The sequence below is a fragment of the Haloterrigena turkmenica DSM 5511 genome (assembly GCF_000025325.1).
Classification (GTDB): domain Archaea; phylum Halobacteriota; class Halobacteria; order Halobacteriales; family Natrialbaceae; genus Haloterrigena; species Haloterrigena turkmenica.
Genome location: NC_013743.1, coordinates 568923 through 591802, shown reverse-complemented (window position 1 = coordinate 591802; position 22880 = coordinate 568923). Strand labels below are relative to the sequence as shown.

27 protein-coding genes are annotated in these 22880 nt (G+C 67.1%); 15 read left to right on the top strand and 12 right to left on the bottom strand.

Translation table 11 applies throughout. The annotated features are described in order from the left end of the window. Positions 1-108 precede the first annotated feature (108 nt). From HTUR_RS02810 to HTUR_RS02795, 5 genes are all read left to right on the top strand, one after another. Positions 109-1128: an AI-2E family transporter gene (locus HTUR_RS02810; protein ID WP_012941779.1), complete on the top strand. Its 1020-nt coding sequence runs from the start codon at positions 109-111 to the stop codon at positions 1126-1128. A gap of 109 nt (positions 1129-1237) precedes the next feature. After that, positions 1238-1558, top strand: a complete 321-nt coding sequence (locus HTUR_RS02805; protein ID WP_012941778.1) for a hypothetical protein — start codon at positions 1238-1240, stop codon at positions 1556-1558. Positions 1559-1671: 113 nt separating this feature from the next. After that, entirely contained in the window at positions 1672-1809 is a 138-nt protein-coding gene (locus HTUR_RS27195; RefSeq protein ID WP_012941777.1) for a hypothetical protein, read from the top strand. 164 nt (positions 1810-1973) lie between these two features. Next, positions 1974-3227, top strand: coding sequence for a tRNA (N(6)-L-threonylcarbamoyladenosine(37)-C(2))-methylthiotransferase (locus tag HTUR_RS02800; RefSeq protein ID WP_012941776.1), 1254 nt, complete (start codon positions 1974-1976; stop codon positions 3225-3227). A gap of 119 nt (positions 3228-3346) precedes the next feature. After that, positions 3347-3727, top strand: coding sequence for a winged helix-turn-helix domain-containing protein (locus HTUR_RS02795; protein WP_012941775.1), 381 nt, complete (start codon positions 3347-3349; stop codon positions 3725-3727). A 22-nt stretch (positions 3728-3749) separates the two neighbouring features. Here the strand turns inward: HTUR_RS02795 and HTUR_RS02790 are convergent, their stop codons facing one another. Further along, positions 3750-4229: a redoxin domain-containing protein gene (locus HTUR_RS02790; RefSeq protein ID WP_012941774.1), complete on the bottom strand. Its 480-nt coding sequence runs from the start codon at positions 4227-4229 to the stop codon at positions 3750-3752. 127 nt (positions 4230-4356) lie between these two features. On the opposite strand from HTUR_RS02790, the gene HTUR_RS02785 reads away from it, so the two are divergent. Next, positions 4357-4593: a glutathione S-transferase N-terminal domain-containing protein gene (locus tag HTUR_RS02785; protein ID WP_012941773.1), complete on the top strand. Its 237-nt coding sequence runs from the start codon at positions 4357-4359 to the stop codon at positions 4591-4593. Positions 4594-4614: 21 nt separating this feature from the next. Here the strand turns inward: HTUR_RS02785 and HTUR_RS02780 are convergent, their stop codons facing one another. The 3 genes from HTUR_RS02780 to HTUR_RS02770 form a co-directional block, all read right to left on the bottom strand. Beyond that, positions 4615-5025, bottom strand: coding sequence for a cupin domain-containing protein (locus HTUR_RS02780; protein ID WP_012941772.1), 411 nt, complete (start codon positions 5023-5025; stop codon positions 4615-4617). 60 nt (positions 5026-5085) lie between these two features. Further along, on the bottom strand, positions 5086-5976 hold the full coding sequence (locus HTUR_RS02775; RefSeq protein ID WP_012941771.1) for a mechanosensitive ion channel family protein: 891 nt from the start codon (positions 5974-5976) through the stop codon (positions 5086-5088). An 80-nt stretch (positions 5977-6056) separates the two neighbouring features. Further along, positions 6057-6602 carry an HIT family protein gene (locus HTUR_RS02770; protein ID WP_012941770.1) on the bottom strand — a complete coding sequence of 182 codons (546 nt, stop codon included), beginning with the start codon at positions 6600-6602 and terminating at the stop codon, positions 6057-6059. Between the two features lie 251 nt (positions 6603-6853). Here HTUR_RS02770 and HTUR_RS02765 point away from each other — a divergent pair, with 251 nt between their 5' ends. Beyond that, the gene (locus HTUR_RS02765) at positions 6854-7054 is read left to right on the top strand and encodes a DUF7835 family putative zinc beta-ribbon protein (RefSeq protein ID WP_012941769.1); all 201 of its coding nucleotides are present in this window, start codon (positions 6854-6856) and stop codon (positions 7052-7054) included. Between the two features lie 131 nt (positions 7055-7185). Here the strand turns inward: HTUR_RS02765 and map are convergent, their stop codons facing one another. Beyond that, positions 7186-8088, bottom strand: a complete 903-nt coding sequence (map, locus tag HTUR_RS02760; RefSeq protein ID WP_012941768.1) for a type II methionyl aminopeptidase — start codon at positions 8086-8088, stop codon at positions 7186-7188. A gap of 844 nt (positions 8089-8932) precedes the next feature. On the opposite strand from map, the gene icd reads away from it, so the two are divergent. Then, positions 8933-10210: an isocitrate dehydrogenase (NADP(+)) gene (gene icd / locus HTUR_RS02750; RefSeq protein ID WP_012941766.1), complete on the top strand. Its 1278-nt coding sequence runs from the start codon at positions 8933-8935 to the stop codon at positions 10208-10210. Positions 10211-10426: 216 nt separating this feature from the next. On the opposite strand, the gene HTUR_RS02745 is transcribed toward icd, so the two are convergent. After that, entirely contained in the window at positions 10427-12163 is a 1737-nt protein-coding gene (locus tag HTUR_RS02745; RefSeq protein WP_012941765.1) for a sensor histidine kinase, read from the bottom strand. Positions 12164-12344: 181 nt separating this feature from the next. On the opposite strand from HTUR_RS02745, the gene HTUR_RS02740 reads away from it, so the two are divergent. Continuing rightward, positions 12345-12860, top strand: coding sequence for a hypothetical protein (locus tag HTUR_RS02740; protein ID WP_012941764.1), 516 nt, complete (start codon positions 12345-12347; stop codon positions 12858-12860). A 173-nt stretch (positions 12861-13033) separates the two neighbouring features. After that, complete coding sequence (locus HTUR_RS02735) at positions 13034-13474, top strand: GNAT family N-acetyltransferase (protein WP_012941763.1); 441 nt, start codon at positions 13034-13036, stop codon at positions 13472-13474. A gap of 21 nt (positions 13475-13495) precedes the next feature. Here the strand turns inward: HTUR_RS02735 and HTUR_RS02730 are convergent, their stop codons facing one another. The 3 genes from HTUR_RS02730 to HTUR_RS02720 form a co-directional block, all read right to left on the bottom strand. Beyond that, positions 13496-14161, bottom strand: a complete 666-nt coding sequence (locus HTUR_RS02730) for an HD domain-containing protein (protein ID WP_012941762.1) — start codon at positions 14159-14161, stop codon at positions 13496-13498. A gap of 78 nt (positions 14162-14239) precedes the next feature. Then, on the bottom strand, positions 14240-14974 hold the full coding sequence (locus tag HTUR_RS02725; protein ID WP_012941761.1) for an SDR family oxidoreductase: 735 nt from the start codon (positions 14972-14974) through the stop codon (positions 14240-14242). A gap of 63 nt (positions 14975-15037) precedes the next feature. Beyond that, positions 15038-16411 (bottom strand): NRAMP family divalent metal transporter, encoded by a 1374-nt coding sequence (locus HTUR_RS02720; protein WP_012941760.1) that lies wholly within the window; start codon positions 16409-16411, stop codon positions 15038-15040. A gap of 134 nt (positions 16412-16545) precedes the next feature. Here HTUR_RS02720 and HTUR_RS26630 point away from each other — a divergent pair, with 134 nt between their 5' ends. Continuing rightward, entirely contained in the window at positions 16546-16725 is a 180-nt protein-coding gene (locus tag HTUR_RS26630; RefSeq protein WP_148225317.1) for a hypothetical protein, read from the top strand. A 42-nt stretch (positions 16726-16767) separates the two neighbouring features. Here HTUR_RS26630 and HTUR_RS02715 read toward each other — a convergent pair whose 3' ends face one another. After that, positions 16768-17109, bottom strand: a complete 342-nt coding sequence (locus HTUR_RS02715; protein WP_012941759.1) for a cupin domain-containing protein — start codon at positions 17107-17109, stop codon at positions 16768-16770. Positions 17110-17321: 212 nt separating this feature from the next. Between HTUR_RS02715 and HTUR_RS02710 the strand changes: the two genes are divergently transcribed. Together HTUR_RS02710 and HTUR_RS02705 are read left to right on the top strand one after the other, a co-directional pair. Next, entirely contained in the window at positions 17322-17846 is a 525-nt protein-coding gene (locus HTUR_RS02710; protein WP_012941758.1) for a DUF5817 domain-containing protein, read from the top strand. 52 nt (positions 17847-17898) lie between these two features. After that, on the top strand, positions 17899-18273 hold the full coding sequence (locus HTUR_RS02705; RefSeq protein ID WP_012941757.1) for a hypothetical protein: 375 nt from the start codon (positions 17899-17901) through the stop codon (positions 18271-18273). Positions 18274-18333: 60 nt separating this feature from the next. Here HTUR_RS02705 and hmgA read toward each other — a convergent pair whose 3' ends face one another. Next, positions 18334-19560 carry a hydroxymethylglutaryl-CoA reductase (NADPH) gene (gene hmgA / locus HTUR_RS02700; RefSeq protein ID WP_012941756.1) on the bottom strand — a complete coding sequence of 409 codons (1227 nt, stop codon included), beginning with the start codon at positions 19558-19560 and terminating at the stop codon, positions 18334-18336. Positions 19561-19617: 57 nt separating this feature from the next. Continuing rightward, positions 19618-20016 (bottom strand): hypothetical protein, encoded by a 399-nt coding sequence (locus HTUR_RS02695; protein ID WP_012941755.1) that lies wholly within the window; start codon positions 20014-20016, stop codon positions 19618-19620. Between the two features lie 432 nt (positions 20017-20448). On the opposite strand from HTUR_RS02695, the gene HTUR_RS02690 reads away from it, so the two are divergent. Next, complete coding sequence (locus HTUR_RS02690) at positions 20449-22068, top strand: amidohydrolase (protein ID WP_012941754.1); 1620 nt, start codon at positions 20449-20451, stop codon at positions 22066-22068. Between the two features lie 97 nt (positions 22069-22165). Next, positions 22166-22825, top strand: coding sequence for a helix-turn-helix domain-containing protein (locus HTUR_RS02685; protein ID WP_012941753.1), 660 nt, complete (start codon positions 22166-22168; stop codon positions 22823-22825). Positions 22826-22880: the final 55 nt, after the last annotated feature.

The following is a 22880-nucleotide window of genomic DNA, read 5'->3' as shown; positions in this document are numbered from 1 at the left end:
CTTCCCTCGCGCGAACGGCCGAATCCGTCGCGCGTGCCGGTTATTTTCCGTCGCGCGTGTCAGTGATTTGCCCCCACCTTTATTTCGGCGTTCGCGAAAACTATTCGTGTGAACATCAGCAAGGGGTTTCTCCTGGCACTCGTCGCGGTTTTGGCCTTCCTCTCGTGGCTGCTCATCGCGCCGTTCCTCCAGTACGCCCTCATCGCCGTACTCCTCGCGTACGTTCTCCGCCCGGTCCAGCGTCGCCTCGAGCGGCGGACGTCGTCGATGATCGCCGCGATGGCGCTCGTCTTATTGACGATCACCGGCTTCGTGATTCCGCTCGCGATCATCCTCACCGTCGTCATCCAGGACGCCACGAGGATCGTGGAAAACCTCGACGCCGACTCGGTCAGCGTCACGGAAGTCGAATCGCTCATCCAGGAGCAGACGGGGATGAGCGTCGATCTGATGTCGTCGCTGACGGACGCGGCTCGACAGGGCGGGCAGCTGGTCCTCGAGCAGTCGACCGCGTGGCTGAGCGCGTTCACCCACGCGCTGATCGGCTTCGGGCTGGCGCTGTTCATGCTCTACTACCTGCTCAAGGACGGCGACAAACTCATCGGCTGGATTCGCAAGCGGACGCCGCTACCGGACGACGTCCAGGACGACCTCTACACCGAACTCGACGAGGTCATGCATGCCGTCCTCATCGGCCACGTCCTCATCGCCCTCGTTCAGGGACTGCTCGCGGGGATCGGGCTGATCGTCACCGGAATCCCGAACGCCGCGTTCTGGACCGTCATCATGGTCGTTCTCGCGCTGATTCCGATCATCGGCACCTTCCTCGTCTGGGGGCCCGCCGTCGTCTTCCTGCTGGCGACCGGCGAACCGCTGTTTGCCGTGGGACTGTTCGTCTACAGCACCGTCATCGTCGGCCTCTCGGACGACTACCTGCGGCCGCTCGTCGTCGACCGCTACGCCGAACTGAACCCCGCGGTCATCATCGTCGGCGTCCTCGGCGGCGCCTACGCCTTCGGCTTCATGGGGCTGTTCTTCGGACCGGTCATCCTCGGCGCGCTCCGGGCGACGCTGACCGTCTTCCACGACAATTACGACCGCCTCGAGAGAGAGAAGTTCGGCGGCTGAGTCGGCCCGTTCGATCGGGTTCCGATCCCCATTGGGCGACCTCGGCGTTCGCCACCGTTCGAGGCTGCTCGGTACCAGCGTTCAAGACCGTTCGATCCGTACCGCGACCATGCGCGTCCGGACCTACATCTACGATTCCGCGGCTCCCGCCGACCACGTCGACCGCGTCCGCGAGCGACTCGCGACCCGCGACGAGGAGTTCGAGTCTCTGGACGTCGCCAGCGCGGACGATCGCAGCGACGCCGTCCGGGAGGCGATGTTCGCGATCCGCGAGTCGGTCCGGATCGGAACGACCCCCGACGAACTCTACGACGACAGCGGTGAACCCGACTTCTCGGCCGGCGTCCTCATCACGGCGGAGTCGACCGGCCGACGGACGATTCACGTCGGCCGAGAGGCCCTCGAGGCGCTCGCCGAGGACGAGCCCTGAGAACCCCCGTGGCGCTCGCTACCGTGCGATGGTTGCTCAATAACGATCGTTATGCACGGATTCGGAAACAATATTTTCGAATTCGTTAAACCCCTCCGGCTCGAAACGGAGACATGGACGCAACCGAACCCAGAGATCCGATTACGAACGTCCGACTCGAGGACCCCGACCTCCCGGTCTACCTGCCCGGGACGCCCACCGTCTCGTTCACCGAGTACGTCGAACTCGCGATCGACAGTCTGCGCCGCTGACGGGCGATAACCGGCAGGTGACTCACTCCTCGTAACCCGCACGATTCGCCGCGCGCTATCGGTGGACGCCGTTCGTGACTGGACCTCGAGAGGGAATGTCACGAACGGGACGGGCCGGATTCGTCGCGCTTTTGCCGTCCCGGGCCCGAAACACGTGCAAGCGAATGGCCCGGTACCACATCGAAACCTACGGCTGTACGTCCAACCGCGGGGAAAGCCGCGAGATCGAGCGCCGGCTCCGCGATGCGGGCCACTACCGGGTCGACGGACCGGACGAAGCCGACGTCGCCATCCTCAACACCTGCACCGTCGTCGAGAAGACCGAGCGGAACATGCTCCGGCGGGCCGAAGAGCTCTCGGAGGAGACCGCGGACCTCTTCATCACCGGCTGTATGGCCCTCGCACAGGGTGAGGAGTTCCGCGCGGCCGACGTCGACGGACAGGTGCTCCACTGGGACGAGGTCCCGGAGGCGGTCACCAACGGCGAGTGTCCGACGACGACGCCCGACGCCGAACCGATCTTAGACGGGGTCGTCGGCATCCTCCCCATCGCCCGCGGCTGCATGTCCGACTGTTCGTACTGCATCACGAAGCAAGCGACGGGTAAGATCGACTCGCCCCCGATCGAGGAAAACGTCGAGAAAGCCCGCGCGCTGATCCACGCCGGCGCCAAGGAGATCCGGATCACGGGGCAGGACACCGGCGTCTACGGCTGGGACGAGGGCGAGCGGAAGCTCCACCGACTGCTCTCCGAGATCTGTGCGATCGAGGGCGACTTCCGGGTGCGCGTCGGGATGGCCAACCCGAAGGGCGTCCACGGCATCCGCGAGGAACTCGCCGCGGTTTTCGCCGAAAACGAGGAGCTCTACGACTTCCTGCACGCGCCCGTCCAGTCCGGTTCGAACGACGTGCTCGGGGACATGCGCCGCCAGCACCAGGTCGACGAGTACGTCGAGGTCGTCGAGACCTTCGACGACGCCCTGGACTACTGGACGCTCTCGACGGACTTCATCGTCGGCTTCCCCACCGAGACCGACCGCGATCACGCCCAGTCGATGGCGCTGCTGCGCGAGACCCGGCCCGAAAAGATCAACGTCACCCGCTTCTCGAAGCGCCCCGGGACGGACGCCGCCGAGATGAAGGGGCTGGGCGGCACGGTCAAGAAGGAGCGCTCGAAGGAGATGAGCGAGGTCAAGCGCGAGATCGTCCGCGAGGCCTACGCCGACATGGTCGGCGAGGTCCGCGAGGACTGTCTCGTCGTCGAGGAGGGGACCGCCGACTCCGTGAAGTGTCGCGACTCCGCGTACCGACAGGTCATCGTGCAAAACGCGAGCGAGTACGGCATAGAACCCGGCGACTTCGTCGACCTCGAGGTGGCGGCCCACGAGACGATGTACGCGTTCGGCGAGCCGGTCTGAGGCGACGCGGGCGTCGATCCGTCGATTACGAGCCGCTCGAGGGGACGGAGCGCGATCCGACTCCCAGTCGTCGAGAATCGGACACCCGTCTGAAGAGCCGGGCGATCGAACGACCGGATATGAGCGACACAACCACCGAGACGACCGCGTGCGCCCGCGCCGAGCGGGACGGACCGCTCGGTTGTACCCCGCGCCGGATCGTCGAGTTGCTCACCGACGACGACGCGCGGGCGATCTACCGGTACCTCGACGAGCCGGCGCCGGTGCGGGAGGTCTCCGAGGCGCTCGACCTCCCGCTGTCGACGACCTACCGGAAGGTCGAAGCGCTGTGCGACGCCGGGCTGCTCACGGAGCTCGAGGGCCAGACCGGGGGCGACGTTCCCGCCCACTACGTTCGGGCGCTCGAGCACGTGTCGGTCACGTACGGCGATCCACTGCGCATCGAGTGTGCGAAAAACGGGACGACGCTGTACTGCGAGCCCGAAGCGCTGACTCGGTGACCGGAACCGACGACCGCCGATCTCATAGAGTCGCGACTGCGTCTTCGATCTCCTCGAGCGGCAGCGGCGAGATCCAGTCGTCGGCGACGAACGCATACCGTACCTCGCGGTCGGCGTCAGCGACGAACGCCGAGCGCCACGGGGTCGAGACGTTCGCCATGTGATCGCGGTCGGCCAGCAGATCGAGCGACTCGCTCACCTCACCGTTGACGTCCGCGAAGAAGCGAAACGCGGGCTCGTCCAGCCAGCGTAAGAACTCGTTTTGCGCGTACGGACCGTCTCGACTCACGCCCAGCACCGCGACGTCCTCGAACGCTCCCCAACCGGCCCGGACGAACTGTTTCCACCAGTTCTGCGCGATCGCGCTGAACGCGAACCCGGTACAGATCACGACGCCGCCGCGCTCGCCGAGCGCCGCGGACAGCGCCGTCGAACGGAACGTCTCGCCGTCGCACAGCAGTGCCTCGAAGTCGGGGAGTTCGTCACCCTCGGTCGGTGGCATACCCGGACTGCTTCGGGCAGCGACAAAAGTCCCCGTGCCCCGGCAGAACGGCGACGACGAGCGGCCCTGGGGCGACCGCAAGCGAGCGCCACCCACCCTTTTGGCGATCCGCGCCGAATACACGGATATGGTTACGCTGTACCAACTCGAGGGCTGTCCGTACTGCGAACTCGTCGCCGACCGCTTGGACGAACTCGATATCGACTACGACAGCGTCTGGGTCGAGGGACTGCACTCCAAGCGCGACGAGGTCAAGCGGATCTCCGGCCAGCGGCAGGTGCCGGTCATCGTCGACGACGAGTACGGCGTCACGATGGCCGAATCCGAGCGGATCGTCGACTACCTCGAGCAGACGTACGCCTGAACTGGCGCGGCGTAGGGTCCGTTATCCGTCACCCTCGTCGAGTCCGTGGGGATCCAGCCCCGGATCCTCGACGGCCGGGGCGCCGATAGCGAGCACGACGCCCTCCTCGTCGCCGACGTTGCGGTGGCCGTGGCCGATTTCGGGTTTGGCGATCCAGAACGTTCCCGGGCCGGCCTCGACGTACTCCTCCTCGCCCGAGCGACCGAGTTTCAGCGAGAACTCGCCCTCGAGGACGTAGTAGAGCTCCTCCTGCTCGGCGTGGGCGTGGTATCGAATTTCCTCGCCGGGGTCGAAGTACCAGAGTTTGAGGTGGACGTGGTCGGTTCCCAGAACCTCGTCGAGCGCGCGGATCCGCAGGTCAGGCGGGATCTCGTCGTTCTCGGAGAGATCCGTCATCGGAACGTCGTCGGTGTGGATCACTTCGTATTCCATGCTACCGAACCGCACGACAACGACCACTAAAAGTGTCCGGTCCGCCCGCCGTGCGAGCCGTTACTCGTCGGTTCCGCTGCCGATATCGTCCGTCCTCGCGTGAATCGCCGATCGCGGCCCCGCGGCGACAGACTGCTCGAGCGCCTGCGGGGTCGCGGCGGCGAGATCGATCCCCTCGCGCTCGAGCCGATCGACGATTTCGCGGGCGTACTCCGAGCGAACGCGAGCGTAGGTACTGCTGTCGGGATCGGCGATCCAGAACGAGGCGACGACCTGCACCGCGTCGTCGAGGGCTGCAATTCGAGCGGTTGGCTGCGGGTCCGCGAGGATATCGGGGTGGTCGACAGCCGCGTCGGTCAAAATCCGGGTGACGGCGTCGAGATCGTCGTCGTAACTGACCGCGATCGGGAAGGTCAGCCGGAGTCGGTCGTTGAGGACGGCGTTGGTAACCGCGTTCGCGGTCAGTTCCGAATTCGGCACCGTGATGGTCTCGTTGTCGAGCGTTCGGACCCGCGTCGACCGGAAGCTGATGTCCTCGATGATCCCTTCCTGATCCGACCACCGGATCCAATCGCCGATGTTGAAGCTCGGATCGGTGACGATGAACGCGCCGCTGACGAAGTTGCCAACGACGTTCTGCGCGGCGAAACCGAGCGCGACCGTCAGCGCCGCGACGAGGATCGCCGCGCGATCGAGGACGAAGCTGAGACCGGCGATCGAGAGACCGACCACGATCGCCGCGGTGATCACGCCGAATGCCACGACGCGCTCGAGGCCCCGCTGGAGGGTCCGTTCCGTGTCTCGATAGTCCAGCGCGGCGCTCACGAGCGGTCGGACGACGACGCGACCGAACGCGTACACCAGCGCGAACGTCAGCAGGAAGGTCGCGACGTTGTCCAGCAGGGAGAGATACGCCGCGATCAGTTCCTCGAGTCGGGCCAGGACGTACACGCGTTCGGCGTTCGACGGAGACGCGCACAAGGATTCGGCCGGCAGTCGCACCGGAGGGTCGCAAAACGAGCCGGACGGCGCTACTCGAACTCGAAGACGACGGCGCTGTCCTCGTCGGGAGCGGTGGCACCCGCCTGCTCGGCGAACGCCTCGCGAACGCGCTCGTAGGTTTCCTCGAGCGCCTCGACGATCACCGTGGTGTCGCTGATGACGGGCATGAAGTTGGTGTCGCCCTCCCAGCGGGGCACGACGTGGGTGTGGAGGTGGTCGTCGATGGAGCCGCCGGCCCCGTCACCTAAGTTCAAGCCAGCGTTGAAGCCATCCGGCTCGAGGCCGACCTCGAGCGCATCGAAGGTGCGCTGTTTCAAGCGGGCGTGGTCGAGCAGTTGCTCGCCGTCGAGTTCGGTGTAGTCGCCGGTATGAGTGTGAGGAATAACCATCGCGTGACCCGGGTTGTACGGGTAATTATTGAACATCACGAACGCGTGCTCGCTCCGGGCGACGATCAGGTTCTCCCTGTCAGTTTCAAGGGCGGGCAGTTCACAGAAGACGCAGTCCTCGACGTCGGGGTTTCCCTCGTCGCGCTTGATCCAGTCGATCCGCCAGGGTGCAAACACCTGATCCATACCTGACACAAGAGAGGGAGAGCCTAAAGAGTTTCACTCCGACAATTATTCAGGATTATCTGCAAATCTAATACTTCGTGTCGGTTTCAAGAGGGATCGGTGAACAGTACGACCGTACGAGAGAGGTCGATAAACGATATAGAACGCTCTCGGAGCGTTTTATCAGCACCATAACGCCGTCTTGCGATTTTTCGACTCAGTTCTCGAAATGAAACAGGGATTTAAGCTTGTACTACGGAAAGGTCCCGGTAATGGCAACGACTGACGACTCCTTCAACGGGATGACCGAGCACTGCCCCGACTGCGACCTCGAGACACTCCACGAAGTGTCCGTCCAGATCCGAACCGAGAGCCTGAAGAAAGAGAACGCGCAGTTCTCGCGCGAACCCTACCGCGTGGCCGAGTGCCAGCGGTGTGGCAACCGCTCGAGCCAGCGGATGAACAACGCCTGAGAACGATCGACTGACGACCGCGCTACGAACCGCCCTCGTTGCCGGTCTCCCGCGAACCCCCCTACATCCCTCTTTTCGACGCGACCGCTCGTCAGTGAGTTAGCGAACCGCTCGAGTCGAGGCTGTGACGGTCAGTCCGACGCCGTCGTGACTTCGCAGCCGTCCTCGGTGATAATGATCGTGTGCTCCTTCTGGCTGACGAGGTAGCCGTCGTCCTCCTTCAACACGGGGTAGCCGTGGACGATGTCGTTGCGCTTGAGACGGCGCAGCGCCATCTCCGGTCGGTCGGTCTCGAGCCACCGCGTCGCGAAGGGCAGCGTGCGGAACTCCTCGGTGATCTGCTCCAGCGCTTCGCGGGCCTGCCGGTTGCGTACCGAGCCCTCGCGCTCTAAGGCGAAAATTTCCTCGCTGGCGCCCTCGCTGACCTTGCCGCCGCCGTCGGTCGCGAACGGTTCGATAGCGACGACGTCGCCGACCTCGAGGGTCGTCCCCTGCGAGACCGCACGGTTGGGTATGTTCGGGCTGGTGTGTTGCTCCCAGTGGCCCAGTCCGTGCCCGGTCAGGTTGACGACGGGGTTGTAGCCGTAGCCGTCGATGACGTCCTCGATCTCGGCGCCGATATCGCCGGTGTCGACGCCCGGTTCGATGATGTCCAGAGCGGCCTCGAGGGCCTGCTCGGAGGCCTCGGCGAGCTCCGGGTTACCCGAGAGGTCGACGGTGATGGCGGTGTCGGCCAGCCAGCCGTCGACGTGGACGCCGATGTCTAAGTTAACCATCTCCTCGCCGAACGTGGTGTCATCGTCGATCGAGGGCGTCGCGTGGGCCGCCTCCTCGTCGATCGAGATGTTGACCGGGAAGGCGGGTTCGCCGCCGAGTTCCCGAATGCGATCCTCGGCGAACTCGGCGATCTTGAGGTGGCTCGTGCCGACCTCGACGCGCTCGGCTGCCTCTTCGCGCACCTGCGCGAGGATTTCCCCCGCCTCGCGGTGCTTCTCGTACTTCTCGGACTCTAAGTCCACCTCGGATTCGGCCATGCACCGGGGTTGTACCGGTCGACAAAAAGAGGTTCCGCCTCGGCGGCGGGGCTCGGGAACGCGACCGGGCGGCGGGGACGGCCGGACCGACGCCGTCGCTGAGCGTCAGTCGCTATCGATCCACTGACACTCCGGACAGGCGGCGACGCCCTGCACGTTCGACAGCGTCGTCGCACAGTGGGGGCAGTGTCGCGCCGCGTAGTGTGGTGTTTCCAGCATAGGTTCGACCACGGCAACGACGATGATAAAACTACTCGACGTCGATTGTCGAACTCCCGGCGCCGATCGCTGGCCGGCGACCGATTGCCGGTCGTCGACTCGAGCCGTTTCGGCCATCGTCTCGAGCGGAAATCATCGATAACATTAGAGCGTTGTCAGAAACAGTCACTGACGTTTTGTCGATCGCTCGCGTCGATGCCGCCGGCGTGAGAGACGCCACTGCCGAGCGAGTCGGCTCGGACGGTCGACGAGCGTCGTGAACCGCCCTCGAGTCGGCGGCGAACGACCCGGCGGGTGGACCCGTCGATCTCGAGGGCGTTCACGGCTCGATTTTCCGCCCGCGAGTGACGCGCGCTACGTCGCGGTGTCCACGTCTCGAGAGTTCCACATTCGTCGATACCCGTCACACCTGCCGTCGAGACAAAGTTGCGTTTTGTCCACTCATAGACCCGTCATAAGACGAATGTTTATATACGCCGAATTTCCAGATTCGGAAACATACCGGCGTTTCAGAGCCTCTCGACTCCGATATCTCGTGCAGGCTTGTCGGGAATCGTTCAATTTTTGCCGGCCGTCGATGGAAATGGTAGGCCTTTTACCCCCATCGAGTAACCGTACAGACGAGATGAGCTACGACAAGATCGAGGTCCCCGACGCGGGGGAGAAGATCACGCTGAAAGAGGGTTCCGAGGACGAGATCGAGGTGCCCGACAACCCGATCATCCCGATCATCCACGGCGACGGAATCGGGAAAGACGTCGGCCCCGCCGCACAGAAGGTCCTCGAGGCCGCCGCCGAGGCGACCGGCCGCGATATCAGCTGGATGCGCGTCTACGCCGGCGAGTCCGCCCGGGAGGAGTACGGCGAGGACGTTAACCTGCCCGACGAGACCGTCGACGCGATCCGGGAACACCGCGTCGCGATCAAGGGCCCGCTGACGACCCCCGTCGGCGCCGGTTTCCGCTCGCTGAACGTCGCGCTGCGACAGACGCTGGATCTGTACGCCAACGTTCGCCCGACCTACTACCTCGACGGCGTCCCGTCGCCGATGAAGGCGCCCGAGGAGATGGACATGGTCACCTTCCGGGAGAACACCGAGGACGTCTACGCCGGCATCGAGTGGGAGGCCGGCACCGACGAGGTCGAGCAGGTCCGCGAGTTCGTCGAGGACGAGATGGGCTTCGACGAGACGATGCACGACGGCCCCATCGGTATCGGCCTCAAGCCGATCACCGAGAAGGGCTCGAAGCGACTCGTCCGCGAGGCCATCGACTACGCCTTAGAGCACGACCGCGACAAGGTCACGCTCGTCCACAAGGGCAACATCATGAAGTTCACCGAGGGTCAGTTCGGCGACTGGGGCATGGAAGTCGCCGACGAGGAGTACCCCGACGATGAAGTCTTCGCCGCGCCCGACTCGCTGTGGGAGACCCAGGACGAGGTCGACATTCCGGAGGACGCCGTCATGGTCGAGGAGCGCCTCGCCGACGCAATGCTCCAGTGGATGCAGCTGCGCACCGACGAGTTCGACATCCTCGCGATGCCCAACCTCAACGGCGACTACCTCTCCGACGCCGCCGGCGCCCAGATCGGCGGCCTCGGGATCGCTCCGGGTGGCAACTTCGGCAAGGGCCGCATGCTCGCGGAACCCGTCCACGGCTCCGCGCCCAAGCGCGCCGGCCAGGACATGGCCAACCCGACCGCGATGATCCTCTCGGGCCGTCTCATGTTCGACTACCTCGGCTGGGACGACGCCGCCGACCTGATCCGCGACGCCGTCGAGGAGACCATCTCCTCGGGCAAGGTCACCTACGACTTAGAGCGCCAGCTCGAGGACGCCGAGAAGCTCGGCACCAGCGAGTACACCGACGAGATCGTCGACACCATCGAGAAGCTCTCGTAGAGACCTTCTCGTCCTCTCGCGGCGAAGCCGCGAGAACATCGAACGGCTGTCGTAAGACGGCCAACCCGCCGAACATCCGGCGCTCTGACGCTCTGAGACGCTCTCGAAATCTGTTTCGCCCGCTTCTTTCGTTGTATCACGGCGTTCGATAGCGACGAGTCGATCGCTACCGGACTCGAGTCCGATAGCGAGTCCGTCGTCTCCCCGCCCTCGGGATCACTCCCGATAACGCTGCAGTTCGACGACGACGGCGGCCCCACCCAGTTCGCTCGATTCGATCCACACGTCGCCGCCGTACTGCGAGACGAGCGTGTCGACGAGGTAGAGTCCGACGCCCGATCCCTCGCTCTCGAGGCCCATCTCGCCGCGGCCGAAGACGGCGTCGCGCCGGTCGGCCGGAACGCCCGGACCGTTATCGGCGATGCGGACGGTCGCCGTCTCCGGTCCGGTGTCGGCAGCGATGACGACGCGTGGGTCGGCCGCGTCGTTGTGCTGGACCGCGTTGTTCAGGAGGTTTCTGAACACGGTCGACAGGAGCGGCCCGGCGCTGACGGTCACCGCCGGAATCGATCCGTCGACGACGAACTCGACGTCGGCGTACGCCTCGCGCCGCCGCTCGAGCGTCTCGGCGAGCATCGCCTCGAGCGAGACCGGGTTCGTGGCCCGATCGCCGTCGTCATCCCAGAGTTCGGTGAACGCCTGGAGCGTCTCGGTGAGTTCGATCGTATGTTGCGTCGTATCCAGCATTCGCTCGAGCATCGCGCGCTCGTCATCGTCGTCGAGGCGGTCGTTCAGTTCCTCGCCCCAGCCGAGGACGACCGCCATGTCGTTGCGGATGTCGTGGCGAACGATCCGGTTCAGGAGCAGCAACTCCTCGTTGCGCCGGGAGAGCGTCTCCTCGTTGCGCTCGAGGCACCGGGAGAGCGCCGCCGCGTCGAAGAAGACGTACGTCTGCCGGGCGACGAGCGCGAGCAACACGAGCGCGCCGAGCGCGAGTTCGACCGGACCGAGAGTGCCGGTCGAGGCGGCGTAGCCCGTCACGGCCATCGCGAGCAGGAACGGCGCGTAGGGGGCGACCGTCTCCCGGAACGCGTACCGTCGTCGATCGCCCTCGAGCGGGGGCGTCGCCGCCGACGGATGGAGCGCGGCGAGTGCGACGATCAGATTGCCGGCGAGCCAGATCGCGTCGAACTCGCCGTAGACGTACCCGCCCGTGATCGACAGATACGCGAACGCGCTGTCGCCGAACGCCCAGACGACGTTGCCCGCGGCGAGGAGCGTGATCGGGACGCGCCGCGGCCCGCGGGCGTGGGCCGCGACGACGAACGCGACCGCGGCGAGGACGATGTCGAGCGACGGGTACGCCGCGGACACCCAGAGCGTCGCACCGCCGGCGGCCCCGCTCGCCAGGATCGGCTCGAGCACGAACTGCCAACTGATCGCGAGCAGGGCGAGCGCGACGAGGAGCCCGTCGAGGATGATCCGGAGGAGCGATCCCAGCCGGTGCTGGGACACGGCGATCACCAGCAATCCGGCCGCGAGGAAGAGGTAGTCGCTGAGATAGAAGAGGTCCGGCACACCGGGGAACGGAACGCCGCCCAGCCATAGTTCGTAGTACATCCACGCGAACTCGCCGGCCGCGAACAGGCCGGTACCGACCGCGACGAGCCCCCAGCCGAGCGCGTCCGGCGGCTCGCTCCGGCGGGCCAGCAGTCCCAGTGCGACGGCGGCCGCGGCCGCGCTGGCGGTGAGGACGACGTTCGAGTAGAGGAGCGTTCCCCGGGTGCCGCCGATCGAAAAGCGCAGCCAGCCAGCCGACGCGAGGACGAACAGTCCCGCGACGATCCACGCCCAGCGGAACTGGCGCGGCCCCAATCGAAACGGCGCGCTCGATCCGCGTTCCGACTCGCCGGTCGAGCGATCGGAGACGTCGGCGTGTGGCTCGGCGCTCATTGCTTCGTACGTCCGGAAACGGCGCTGCCGTAAAGACACACTGGCCTACCACTCACTATGCTGACAACGGTCAATGGGGGTCGCTCGGACGAACACGAGACAATCGGAACGGGGCGGACCGGAAGCGACCGTTCCGAACGGGATCAGTAGCTTTTCGGGGCGGTGTCGACGCGTGTTACCCATGAGTCCAACCCTCGAGCCCGAATCCCTCTGTGAGCGCGACGACGTCGACGTGCAGACCGAGACGCAGACGCTCACCCGAACCGAGTTCGAGACCGCCCGCGACCTCGAAGACCACCTGACCCTCGGCGTCGCGAACGATGCCGGCGAGGTGCTGCTGGTTGCCGACGGCGTCCGCGGCTGGACGCTCCCCGGTGCGCCGGTCGGCCCGGACGACAACTGGGACACCATCGCCCGCCGCTCTCTCGAGTCGCTGACCGGCGTCGACGCCGGTATCGCCGAGCCGGTGCGCGTCCGGCGGGTCGAGTTCGAACGGGACGATGACGCGGATCAACAGCGGACGACCTACGACGTGCTCGTCCGGACGGCGTCGGTTCCGGGTCGGCCGATCGCCGACGAGCCGACGGTCACAGGCGAGGACGTGACGGACGTCATCTGGCTCGACCGCGTCCCCGAGGACGCGTCCGGCGCGATCGCGGCCGACATTGAGGCAGTCCTCGAGCGATCGGTGGAGTGACGCCTCGACGGCGGACGACGCCATCGAGGGTTGGTCCGGATATCGATTGCAAGCGCCGGGAATTCTTCGACGCGGTGCGACAGTTCCAGACCAGGTACTGAATCGGCGCCGCGGGCCGGAACGGAAGTCGTCCGCCGTAACGTTCTCGTCGCGGCCGCGCGTACTCGCGGCCGATGACCGAGGTACGCGTCGCCGACGCGGAGCGAGCGCGCGAGGACGCCTTCGCGGTCCGGCAGACCGTCTTCGTCGAGGAACAGGGCGTCGACGAGGAACTCGAGTATGACGCACACGACGAGACCGCGACCCACTTCGTCGCCTACGACGGCGACGAGCCGGTGGGCGCCGCCCGCCTGCGGGAGTACGAAGACGGCGTCGGCAAGGTCGAGCGCGTCGCCGTGCTCGAGTCCCACCGGGAGGACGGCGTCGGCCGCGCGGTGATGGACGCCGTCGAGGTGCGGGCTCGGGAGGAGGGACTCGAGTCGCTGAAACTGCACTCGCAAACGCGAGCGGCCGGCTTCTACCGCAGTCTGGGCTACGAACGCCACGGCGAGGAGTTCGAGGAGGCCGGGATTCCCCACGTCAAGATGCGGAAATTGCTCGGGGAGTCGGAGTAGCCACCGTCTCGCCCGAGTCCGTTACCGCTCTCCCTCGACCCCGAGTTCGTCGGCGAAGCGGGCGAAAAACGACTCCATGAACTCCCATCGGGACGCCCCGAGACGACGGGCAGGGTCCGTGTACAACTCGTCCAGGCGCTCTCTCGCCCACTCGCGAAGGAGCGCGACGTCCGGGCCGTCCGCCGTCGCCGCCCGCTGTACCGATGGGTCGTCGATCACCGCGTGTTTCTCGCCCGTTCGGCCCGATCGCTCGCCGACGATACAGGCCAGCCGGACGATTCCGACCGCACCGGTCGCGTCCAACTTGTCCGCGTCGAAGAGCAACGTCGCCTCGAGCGTCTCGGGCTCCGGAGAACTGGACCGAATACTGTGTGTCCGAATGCAGTGTTCGATCGCAGCGATTCGGCCGGCGGACACGTCTTCGGCCGCGAGAAGCTTCGCCGCTTCGCCCGCACCCCATTCGTCGTGATCGTCGATCTCGCCCGTTCGCTCCGCGGGGCGTCCGATGTCGTGCAACCACGCGGCCGCCGACAGCACGTCTCGGTCGACGGTTTCCTCGCACTCGTTCGCCAATCGGAGCGCCATGTCGCGGACGCGGTTGGCGTGGAAACTGTCGTGTGCGGGGAGGGCGGCTTCGTAGTACGGAATCGATAGCTCTCGAGCGAGCGCGTCTAATTCCCGGCTCATCGCGCGGAAAGAAATCGACCGTCGATATAGTAGTTGTGGGACCGCCGACAGAATCGACGGAAGTGAGACTCGAACGCGCTAGCCGAGCCGCTGCTCCCACTCCTCGGCGGGCATCGACTCGCCGCTGACGCCGTCGGGCCCCTGCGCCGCGAGGAGCACGGCGGCGTCGTTCATCACGTCGGGATCGAGGATCTCCTCGCGCTCGTCGTCGGGCAGGTGATCCCAGATAGCGGTGTCGACCCGACCGCCCGGATCGACGGCGTTGGCGTTGACGCCGCGATCCTCGGCCTCGAGTGCCGTCGTCCGCGTGAGTCCCTCGAGGCCCCACTTCGAACTAACGTAGGGGCCCGCGCCGGCGATGGCATGGCGGCCGAGTCCCGAGGAGACGTTGACGATATTGCCGCTCTCCCGCTCGTACATGTGCGGAAGGACCGCGCGGGTGAAGAGAAAGACGCCCTTTAAGTTGACCTCGAGGACGGTGTCCCAGTCCTCTTCGCTGATCTCCTCGAGCCGGTTTCGCCCGTCGTACATCCCGAGCAAACTGACGCCGGCGTTGTTGACCAGCGTGTCGACGCGGTCGAATTCCTCGATCGTGCGGGCGACGACCCGCTCGACGGCGTCGGCGTCCCGAACGTCCGCGGGGACGACGAGCGACTCGCCGGGCAGGTCGGTAGCGATCTCGTCCATCCGTTCCTCGTCGCGGGCGGTGAGGACGACGCGTGCGCCCTCGTCGGAAAAGCGTTCGACCATCGCGCGGCCGAGGCCGCGGCTCGCGCCCGTGACGACGATGACGTCGTCTGCTAACGCTGGCATGCGCTGAGTGTCGATCCCGAACGGCTTGAAAATTGGTCCGCGGAACGCGAACGGGAATCCGTCCTACGCCGCAAGTCGCTCGCGACCGTATTTGCCGGCGAGGCCGACGATCGCCAGCGCCATCGCGACGGCGAAGACGACGACGAAGGCCGAGGCCGGTTCGGTAATCGTCTCGAGTTCGCCCTGGACGAACTCGCCCGCGAGGACGGCGGCGACGGCGAACAGGGCGATCCCGCCGACGTTGGCGGGCAGCGAGTTCGTTTCGGGGACGACGTCGGGGTCGTTCAGGAGCACGAGGAGCACGGCGATGGCGAAGGGCGTCCCGACGAGCCCGAACGCCAGCGTGAGCACGAGCAGCTGGAAGAACGTTCCGCCGAGGAACGCGCCGACGGCGGAGACGAGCGCGAAGCCGGCGATCGCGGCCCGATAGCGGCCGTCGTCGGTGGAGCGCTCCCAGCCGAGTTTATCGGCGAGTAGGTACGGCGGGACGATCGTGTTCCCGCCGAGGGTCGATACCGCGGCCCCGAGGAGACCGGCGAGGAACACCCAGGTGGCGTACTCCCCGGCGACCGGGCCCAGCGTCTGCGCGGCGCCCACGCCGTCGATCGTCGCGGGGTCGACGCCGGCCGACGGAAGGACGCTCGCCGCGACGAGAAAGACCGCGAGGCTGAAGGCGCCGAACGCGAGGAGCATCGAACTCGCGATGTCGACGAGTGCGGTGTCCGCGTCGCGGACCGTCCAGCCGCGGGCGCGCATCGTGTAGCTCTGCATCGTCAGCAGCGTGATGTGGACCGCGCCGCCGAGGATGCCCGCGGCGACGAGGGCTCCGTCGACGCCGGCCGGAATCCCGGGGACCAGGCCGCCCGCCGCCGCGGCGGGATCGATCGGCGCGACGAATGCGGCCGCGAGGAACGCGACGACGACGATCGAGACGAGCACCTTGGCCCCGACCTCTGCGAAGCGGTAGCCGCCGCCCGCGAGCCCCAGCGCGAGGAGGACGGCCCACGCGATCCCCCAGAGGCGCGGATCGGTCAGCGCGGCGACGCCGACGCCCGCCTCGGCGGCTATCGTCGCGCTGACCGACGCGAGCGTCTTCATGATCACGATCTGGGCCAACCCCGCGGCGAGCACGGCGTCGATCACGAGCACCCACGCCCAGAACGAGCCGAGGTGTCGCTCGGCGACCGAGACGATCCCCGCCTCGGTGAGCAGCCCTAGCCGCATCGCGAGGTACTGGCCGACGGTGCCGAGGATCGCCGAGAGGACGACGACCCACAGCAGCGCGTACTCGAAACTCGCCCCCGCGACCAGCAGGCTGCCCATCGTCGCCGGTCCCGCCGCGATCGCGCCGGCGAGCCACGTCGGGCCCAATCGCCCGAGATATGCCCCGATGCGTCCGATACCCCGAGAGTTCGATGACTTCGACTCGGTTGCCATTGCCTCACCTTGCGATTTCAACTGTATAACTCCGTGGTATTCTGCAGTGAATCATCGGCGGGGGAGAGAGTACAGTCGGTGAGCGGACTCGGCCTGTTACTCCTATGGCCGTTCGGTTCGAGTGCGTCACTCAAATGGCAGCGAAACAATCTGATCGTAGCATCGGGCTCGGACAGGATCTCGAGAGCCGACGGCGGCGGCTCGCGGAGACCGTCGCGCCGCTCGCGGAGCTACCGCTGGGGGTCGGCTACCTCTGCGCGCCGTCCTCCGGTTGCGATTCGACGACGCGATCTGGCGGGCGAGCACCGTGGTAATCGCCTGACTTCGCGGTCGCGAAGCGTACCCCCTCGAGCGAATCAGTCCTCCTGCCAGCTCGGATTTTCCCGCGGCGGGCTGAAGATGTCGACGCCGCGGACGGTCTCGTCGCCGCGGTTCTCGGCCGCGTGGGGCTGGTCGCCCGGAATCGCGTAGGAGTCGCCGGACCCACAGACGATCTCCTCGCCGTCGGTGAGAAACGTCAGTTCGCCCTGCACGATGTAGCCCGTCTGGTCGTGGGGGTGGCTGTGCTCGTCGACGGTCGCGCCGGGTTCGATCTCGAAGTGTTGGACGTTCATCGAGTCGGTGCCTGCCAGCAGCGCCAGGTGGACGCCGTCGGCCGCTTCCGACGGCTCGCAGTCGTCGATCGAAACGCGTTCCATACGAAGAGCACCGGTGACGATCCACATAGATCCGCCGGTCCCGGCGATCGGCCGCTTATCGCCGACTGCCGACCGGTCGACCACAGTCGCGGACTCGAGGCGCGCTCGCCCGTCGTTCGAGCCGTCGGCTCGAGACGATCGCGGACCGCCTCGTCTTCCACTTCCGCCGCGCTTGCCGAACCTTGAACTGACCGGCGGCCCCACTGCGAGTCATGTACGCCGTCGTCGGCTGTAGCGAGTGTTCGAACCTCTGGATCATCGAGGGTCGCTCCGAGACGACCCAGTGTCCACGGTGTGGCGCGCGGAAGGCCTACGAGAAGCGCAAGAAGTTCGTCGAAACCGACGACGCCGGCCACGCCCGCGACGTCCGCGCGTCGATGCTCGCGAACCGGCAGGGCGAGGGCGAGGCATTCGCCGAGCTGGACTCCTTTAACGCCCTCGAGGACGAGGTCGCCGACGGCGTCGTCGACGACGACGAGTACCTCGAGGAATCCGGTCTCGACGTCGAGGAGGTCTCGGCCGCCGGCGAGCGCGACCCGCGCGGACCGACCCGCAGCGGCAGCAAGAAGGAGATCGTCGAACGGGCACTCGAGGACCTCGAGCGACCGACCGAAGACGAAATCATCGACTACGCCGGCGAACGCGGCGTCTCGGCGGAGTACGCACAGGACGCGCTCGAGAAACTCGTCGGACGCGGCGAGGTCAGCGAGAGCCGCGGCCGGTACCGACGGCTGTAGCCGACCGACAGCGAACGGCAGGGCTTTGCACTGCGACCGACAACCCGGGAACATGGACGAGACGGTAGACGTACAGGAGCAGGCGATCGGCGCCGGATCGATAGCGGCGCTCGCGCTCGTCGCGTACGGGCGGTTCATCGACGAGACGCTGTTCGGCGTCGACGCGACGACGCTGGGGCTGGGCGCCTTCGCCGCGACGTTCGCCGCCGTCGCCCTCCTCCACGGCGCGTACGGGCGGCGGGATTTCGCGGTCTCGCACGCGGTTTCGGCCGTCGGGCTGGGGCTGGTCGTGCTGGCCTCGAGCGTGCTCCCGATGCTCGTCGGTCTCGTGCTGCTCATCGGCGCCGGCAGTTACACCGCGCGAACGACGATTCGCGCTCGGAACGAAGCGACGGAAGAGCGCGAGGCCGCCCCGGAGAACGCGTAGTCGGACCGTCTCGGCGGTCGAATCTTCTATCCGAAGTAAAAACGCGTCGAGGGTCGGAACTCAGCGCCCGAGGTCCTCGTGGGCGCTCGCGAGGTGTCGCGAGGAGAGCGCCCCGAGCAGGGAGAGTTCGCCGGCCAGCGCGCCGACGGCGATGATCTCGGCCAAGGCGTCGGCGTTCGAGCCCGGCGGGTCGCCGCCGCCGCGCAGTCCCAGCACCTCGAGCGCTTCGGACTGGGTCGGCAGCTTCGTCCCGCCGCCGACGGTGCCGACCTCGAGGGAGGCCAGCGAGACGCTGGCGTAGAGGTCGGTGGTGCCGTCCTCGCGCTCGCGGGCGTCCATGGTCGTGATCGCGTTCGCGGCCTCGACGACCTGGGCCTCGTCCTGGCCGGTCGCGAGGAAGGCCGCGGCGACGACGTTGGCCGCGTGGGCGTTGAACCCGAGGCTGCCGGCCTTGGCGCTGCCGGTAAGGTTCTTGCGCGTGTTCGCCTCGGCGATAGCCTCCGGCGTGGTGTGCAGGCGGTCCTCGACGAGTTCGCCGGGGATCACGGCGTCGGCCGTCACCGAGCGCCCGCGGCCCTCGACGGCGTTGATCGCGGCGGGCTTCTTGTCCGAGCAGAGGTTGCCCGAGAGCGCGACGAGATCGGCCGGGGTCTCGCGTTCGACGATCTCGCAGGCCTCGCCGGTCGCGATGGTGGCCATGTTCATCCCCATCGCGTCCTTGGTGTCGTAGGCGAAGCGCAGGTAGACGGAGTCGCCGACGACGTACGGTTCGACGTCGATCAGTTCGCCGTGGCTCGTCGTGGACTCGGCGGCCTCGGCCAGCGCCTCGGTGTTCTCGTTGACCCACTCGACGGTCTCGGCGGCCTCGGCGACGCCGGCCACCCGAAACACCGGCGCGCGGGTCATCCCGTTTTTCGTCACACGGGCGTCCGCGCCGCCCGCGGAGCGAATCACGCCCAGCCCGCGGTTGACCGACGCCAGCAGGGCACCCTCGGTGGTCGCCAGCGGCAGGTAGTGATCGCCGGTGGCCGCGCCGCCATCTACGGGGACGGGACCGACGACGCCCATCGGCACCTGCGCGGCGCCGATCATGTTCTCGATGTTCGGCTCCGCGGCCTCGGCGGGGAACGCGTAGTCGCCGATCGCCTCGAGTTCCGTTGCCGTCTCGCGCTCGAGGAACAGCCGGCGCGCTTCGGCCGCGGTGTCGTGGTCGGCGTGGTCCTCGAGTTCGTGCAGGCGCAACTCGCCCTCGCGTACTCGCTCGACGAGGTCCTCGGGGTCTGTCATGCGTTGCCCAAAACGGCGGTCGGTCCTAAGGATTGCTGATTTCGCACGCGAGGCCGATCACCGCGCCTGCGAGAGGCTCCCCTCGCTCGAGCCGCGGTGCCAGCGCAGTGCCTCGTAGCAGACGAGCGCGAGGACCGCACAGGAGCCGATGCCCGCGATCACGAGATAGCTGATTCCCGACGTGTCGTCGGCGAAGGCGAGCGCGAAGACCGCCGTCGCGACGGCGGCGAACTGGACGCGGCTCCGCGTCGGGTCGTCGTCCGCGGTCTCGTCGTCGGTCGCGGCGAGATACAGCTGGGGGGCGGCCAGTGCGAGACCGGCGAAGACCAGAAACGACAGGACCGGATACTCCCGCAAGCCGACGCCGAACTGCTCCTCGACGACGATCGACACGGTGAGCACGAGGACCAACGCCAGGAGCGAGCCGAAGACGATGCGGCCGTCACGATCGATCATACCGGCCGGTCCACGAGCCGGTAGGTTAAGCTTGTGCCCGATTGCACGCTCAGCGGTACGGGACCGACGATTTCGCTCGAGCCGGCCGTGTTCCGGTCGGCCCGAGGCGGCCGATTGAATCCACCACCGAAGATCGAACCCGCTACCGCAGTTTCGATGATTGGCCCGATCGCGAACATCGGCCGGCCGGCTTCGCCACCTGGGCAGGCGATCCGGAAAAAGTCCGAAAAGGATGGGGCTGCCACGGGTGTCGGCCGGTTGATCAACCGATCCCGGGCGGGACTGAAAGGGGCGACTCGCTGGGCGCCCACGCCCAGCGAGTCGGGGCTTTCGGGTGGGACTGAAAGGGGCTGCCGCGGTCGGCCTTTCTGGCCGAGCCCGGCAGGGACTTTCTCCCGAACCGTTTTGGCCCTCGCCGACACGCTCTCGAGCATGACCGACGCCGCCGACCGCCTGCTCGTGAACGCGGCGGTCCACACCCTCGACGAGCCCGACGTCGTCCACGAGGCGGTCGCCGTCCGCGACGGCGAGATCGTCCGTCTCGGGGACAGCGACGAGGTATCGTTCCTCGCAGGCGTCGAGACCGACGTGATCGACTGCGAGGGCCGGACCGTCCTGCCGGGCTTTGTCGACGCCCACACGCACATGGAACAGCTCGGACAGCACCTCGTCCACGCCGATCTCTCGGCCGCGACGAGTCTCGAAGACTGCCTCGAGACGCTGTCGGCCCACGCCGATACTGAACCGGACCGCGAGTGGGTCCTCGGCTTCGGCTACGACGAGAGCGAGTGGGCGGAGTCGCGGACGCGACCGCTCACGAGCGCGGAACTCGACCGCGTCAGCGAGGACCGCCCCGTCGTCGCGATGCGCGTCGATCTGCACACCGCCTCGCTGAACTCGATCGCCCTCGAGCGGCTCGCGGACGACCTCCCCGCCTCCGATCTGCGGCGGTCGGGCGGCGAGCCGACCGGCGTCGCCGTCGAAGACGCCGCCGAGGCCGTCCGCCGGAAACTGACCGCCGGCCGCGAGAAAATGCGCGAGGTCCTCGCCGCGGCGACCGAACGCGCGGTCGAGTTAGGCGTTACCGGCGTTCACGACAAGGTCCGCGGCTCGGTCGCGCCCCGGGTCTACCGCGACATGGCCGCCGACGGCGACCTGCCCCTTCGCGTTCGGATCGACTACTGGAGCGACCATCTCGAGGCCCTCGAGGAGGTCGGGCTGGCGACGAACGCGGGCGGCGACCGCGTCCGGACGGGCGCGATCAAGTCCTTCTCCGACGGGAGCTTCGGGAGTCGAACGGCGCGGCTCCGGGAGCCGTACGTCGACGCCAGTACGGGCGAGGCGGACGTCAGTGCGAACGAAGCGGACGGTGCGGACACAGCACGCGAGACGGAAGAAGGCGACGACCGCGGCCAGTGGGTCGTCGACCCCGAGGATCTCGCCGGACTGATCGAGCGCGCCGACGGCGCCGGGTATCAGGTCTGTGTCCACGCCATCGGCGACGCGGCGATCGAGGAGACGCTGTCGGCCCTCGAGTCGACGGCCGACCCCGGCGGACGGCGCCACCGGATCGAACACGCGGAACTGGCGACCGACGACCAGATAGAACGCATGGCCGAGGCCGGTATCGTCGCGTCGATGCAGCCGAACTTCCACCGCTGGGCGGACGAGGGCGGCCTCTACGACAGGCGGTTGGGTCGCGAGCGGCGGGATCGGACCAATCGATTCCGGCGGGTGCTCGAGGCCGGCGTCCCGCTCGCCTTCGGCTCAGACTGTATGCCGCTGAATCCGCTGCTCGGAATCCACTACGCCGTCAACGCGCCGACCGAGGCACAGCGACTGTCGGTTACCGACGCGCTGCGGGCCTATACGCGCGGCGCGGCCTACGCGGGGTTCGACGAGGACCGTCTCGGGACCGTCGAGGTCGGGAAGCGGGCCGATCTGGTCGTCCTCGAGGCGTCACCGTGGGAGCAGTCGGATTGGATCGACGAGATCGACGTGGCGATGACGATGGTCGACGGCGACATCGTCTTCGACGGGTTCGACTGCTGACGGCGCGTCGGCGGTCCCGAACGGCGGCGGGGAGAGCCCGCATCGACCACACTCCAGGACTCCAAGCTTCATGAGTACTGGTAACAAATAGTAGCGCATGAGCGAGGCGCGGGTCATCGCCGAAATCACGCTCGTCCACCCCGAGCTGGTGCTTACCCCGACGATCCAGGCGCTTCCGGAGATGACTACCGAACTCGAGTACCAGACGATCGCCGGGCCGGGGGAGTACTACCTCTTCTTCGAGACCTACGGCGGCGATTTCGACGCGTTCGACCGCGTCGTCGCCGACGATCCCACGGTCTCGGAGCCGACGGTCGTCATCGACGGGGGCGAGTTCCGCGTCTACCGGATGCGGCTGACCTCGGCGGAACGGCTGGTGTTGCCCCGCGCTGCCGAACTCGGAATGCGAGTCCTCCATGCCTCGAGCGGTCACGGGGGCTGGATCGCGACCCTCGAGGTGCCCGAGCTTGACCGGTTACAGGAATTTCGCGATCACTGTCGGAGCAAGGACGTCGCCTTCACCGTCGACCGGCTCTACCACGCCGAGGACGGCGACCGGAACCTGGGACAGGGCTACGGGCTGACGCCCGTTCAACAGGAGACGCTCGTCACCGCCTACGAACGCGGCTACTTCGAGGACCCGCGGGAGTCCTCGGTCGAGGATCTCGCGGCCGCGCTCGGCGTCTCCTCGTCGGCCGTCAGCGGGCGCCTCCGCCGCGGGCTGAAGGCGCTGATCGAGAACTCGGTCATCCGCTGACCCTTATAAAGCCAGGCATATACCGTCCGCCCCTTCAACGCGCTGGCGGGCGTAC